The sequence below is a fragment of the Xenorhabdus griffiniae genome (genome assembly GCF_015163655.1).
Classification (GTDB): domain Bacteria; phylum Pseudomonadota; class Gammaproteobacteria; order Enterobacterales; family Enterobacteriaceae; genus Xenorhabdus; species Xenorhabdus griffiniae.
Window position 1 is genome coordinate 1 of record NZ_JADEUF010000202.1, and the last position, 2974, is coordinate 2974.

Here is a 2974-nt window from a genome sequence, read left to right on the forward strand (position 1 = left end):
CAAGACTGACTCGCAAGACCTTATCTTTTTCAAAATCCATAGAAATGCATGACAGAGTCATTGGGTATTATTTGAACATTCGTCACTATCAATAAATTGGAATCATGACCAAATCTTATATACCAATCTAACTTCAAGATGAATGTAGGAATTAAGCCAGAAGAATATCCAGACTGGTTGGAGGCTATTGAAGATACTGAAGCTATTGATAGCTTAAAAGTAGAAGATATTCAGGGATATATACCGATATTTCATGAAGTCAGTGAAAAACTGGATCTTAATTTAGATAAGTATTTTAATAATCACCATTTTGGTGGGACCGCACATCCAGCGCAATCTATTCCAGATGAATTGAGTGAGTTTTATTTTGGATTTGATGAAACTCTGGGTGATTCCAATATAGGCGGAGATGGTGTGGCTCAAATAGATTTGTTAACGAACAAGATTCATTGGGCTTGTGGTTGATAGTGGTTATGTCAGTAATTATTTGAATATATTATTAACGTCGTGGCGATCTTGATCATTAAAAATTCAGATTTGATGTGGCTATTGGCGACATTACGTTTTACGGGGATACGCCAGAACCAGTTGTTGCACCTGCGGATGTGGGATATCAATCTGGAAGGCATTATATTGAACTGGTCTTGAAGGTAGTAAGAATCACTGTGAGTGGCAGGTGCCGAAACCGACGATCCGATTTTTGACCTTAGCCGGCTGAAAGCGTCGTAGCGGAATCTGCCGTTGGTGAAAAGACTACTGGAGCTATACACCGATTGTTCTGATGATAAGGAATAAAACGGATTAAAAAGAACAGGGCGGGTTTCAGTCACTTAGGAGGATGGAGTTTGACTGAACTGCCCTGCATCAACAGTAGATGGTACGAAAAGATAATTGATACCGAACTGGCATCGGCATCCCGCGAAGTTTACACCTCACTTGACATCAGAATCAATTACTGAAATCATTACCTTAAACAAGAAAAGGGTGACTGAAAAACAGTCACCCTTTTCTTGTTTTAAATGTTCCTAAACATCATAGCAGTGCAAATTGGACTGATTAGGCTTTAACATTTAATTAACTATTGATTGTTTTTCTGCTTTCCTATCTGACTGATTTAAATTATTTATATTGCTTATTGCGTGTTTTCCAATCATCGTAAAGCAAAAAAGCCGTGAGGGTTAAAAATGGTCAAATCTGGCTGCCATTTTACGTTCAGGGCTTGAAATAAAAATATTCATTTTTACGACATCGATCACAAATTACAGCGGGATGGATTCCGAGATAATCCACCCACCTCTAGGTCACTGCCTGCTGAGTACATTGGCTAATTTTGATGAACTGAGTCCCATCTCACGGGGGAGAGAGCCGCTAAGGTTGTACCACGTTTGCGTAGTGCAGCAATTAATCAGCTTGATGCCAGTCGTTTTGAACATTGTTGTTATTCATTTCTGCTACCTCTTCCATTAATTAATATTGATGGTGGCGATTCAGACAGGTTTAGTAGCCTTGACCATTAGATTGTGCTAATGGCGGGAATATTTTAACTAATTGTTTGATAATTAAACGACTAAGTTTAATGGCTATAATTCCTCTCAAGAGAGCACAAACTCAGAGGAAAATATGGACGGTTAAATCAATCTTTGTTGTTTGTTCTCGTTTCGCTGGCTGCACATATGACAGCCCAGCGACCCGTGATTCCAAGATCCATATTCTCTCCGTTAGTGTGACAGTGAAAATAACATTATCAATGTTGGTTGCTCGATACCCTATACTGAGTAAACGTAATGAAAACAAAACAAATCAAGGCAAGAATGAAAAGTCCCCACATTAAACCCGCAGCTGTTGTTGTATGCCCACTAGAGAAAAACCATAATACAATGGCTGCTCCGGCCATTTTTAGTGCGCCTTGTAAGGCACTGCCTGTCCCGGACAATTCTGGGTGTCCATGCAAACTTATCCCAAGTAATAATGGAGAAGACAGTCCACATCCTAGCCCTACCGCAAAACTATAAATAATGATAAATTCAATCGACAATACCTGAGTAAAATAAATAAAAATGAGTGCCATCGCTGTAAACAATACTAATAGTGGGAGTGAAACTTTCAGAATTCTTTCAGGTGTGGAATGTGACAACCATTTTTTTGTCAGCAACGAACCTATTACGATCCCAGCAGAATAAACCATAAACAGATATCCATTCTGTGATGAAGATAATTCAAATTGTGTCTGGAATACGAAAGGGCTGGCAGTAAAATAACCAATGGTAATAGCAAACAAAACGGCGGAGACAACACTGTATATAACAAAATTAATGTCAGATAACAGAATTCGAAAACCTGTTATTTGGCCATTGTCTGTTGATTTCATCGGTGATGTTTCCGGCAACGTCATTTTTACAAAAAATGCACCTATCAGCATCATTATGGTAAGAGCGATAAAATTAAACTTCCACGGCAGATATTCTGTAATATACCCGCCAATAACAGGTGCAAAAGCAGGCGAAACCTGTGATGCCATCGAAAAAATAGCCAGAGATTTAGATAATTCCGTCTTATCCCGGAAAGTATCACTGAGTATAGCTCTGCTAATAACTGGACATCCGCCTGCACCAATACCGGTCAGAAGCCGGAATAGAGATAATGCGTAAAATGATCCAGCCGTAGAAGTCAGATAATTACCGATAGCGGAAAATAATAAGGAAAATACAATGACAGGAATGCGTCCGTGTTTATCGGAGAGAGGTCCATAAAAAAGTTGGGATACAGAGAAACCAACGAGATAATAAACAACAAGGCTTTGTGCCTGATTGTCAGTAATTGCGAGTGTGGTCTTTATTATAGGTAGTGCCGGATTATAAAGATCACGCGATGCTCGACTTTCTAGATGAGATGACATAGTGAATTGAAATGACATAGCCCTGCCTTTATAACCTTAAGTTGCGAAACAAAGAGCAATAAAGGAACAAAAGGCTAT

The 2974-nt window shown here is 39.0% G+C and carries 4 protein-coding genes; 3 read left to right on the forward strand and 1 reads right to left on the reverse strand.

Annotated elements, in window-relative coordinates:
• The 3 genes from IQ211_RS18620 to IQ211_RS19950 form a co-directional block, all read left to right on the forward strand.
• The coding region (locus IQ211_RS18620) for an IS1 family transposase (protein ID WP_228011597.1) at window positions 1-95 on the forward strand (95 nt) is incomplete at its 5' end.
• A gap of 43 nt (window positions 96-138) precedes the next feature.
• Complete coding sequence (locus IQ211_RS18625; RefSeq protein WP_189761298.1) at window positions 139-465, forward strand: hypothetical protein; 327 nt, start codon at window positions 139-141, stop codon at window positions 463-465.
• 51 nt (window positions 466-516) lie between these two features.
• Window positions 517-648, forward strand: coding sequence for a hypothetical protein (locus tag IQ211_RS19950; RefSeq protein WP_262985623.1), 132 nt, complete (start codon window positions 517-519; stop codon window positions 646-648).
• Window positions 649-1744: 1096 nt separating this feature from the next.
• On the opposite strand, the gene IQ211_RS18635 is transcribed toward IQ211_RS19950, so the two are convergent.
• Window positions 1745-2914, reverse strand: coding sequence for an MFS transporter (locus IQ211_RS18635; RefSeq protein ID WP_189761299.1), 1170 nt, complete (start codon window positions 2912-2914; stop codon window positions 1745-1747).
• Between the last annotated feature and the right edge of the window lie 60 nt (window positions 2915-2974).

What these genes read in the sequence shown, in the direction of transcription:
- IQ211_RS18625 (WP_189761298.1), top strand. Translation starts at nt 139, where the DNA reads ATGAATGTAGGAATTAAGCCAGAAGAATATCCAGACTGGTTGGAGGCT.
- IQ211_RS18635 (WP_189761299.1), bottom strand. Translation starts at nt 2,914, where the DNA reads ATGTCATTTCAATTCACTATGTCATCTCATCTAGAAAGTCGAGCATCG.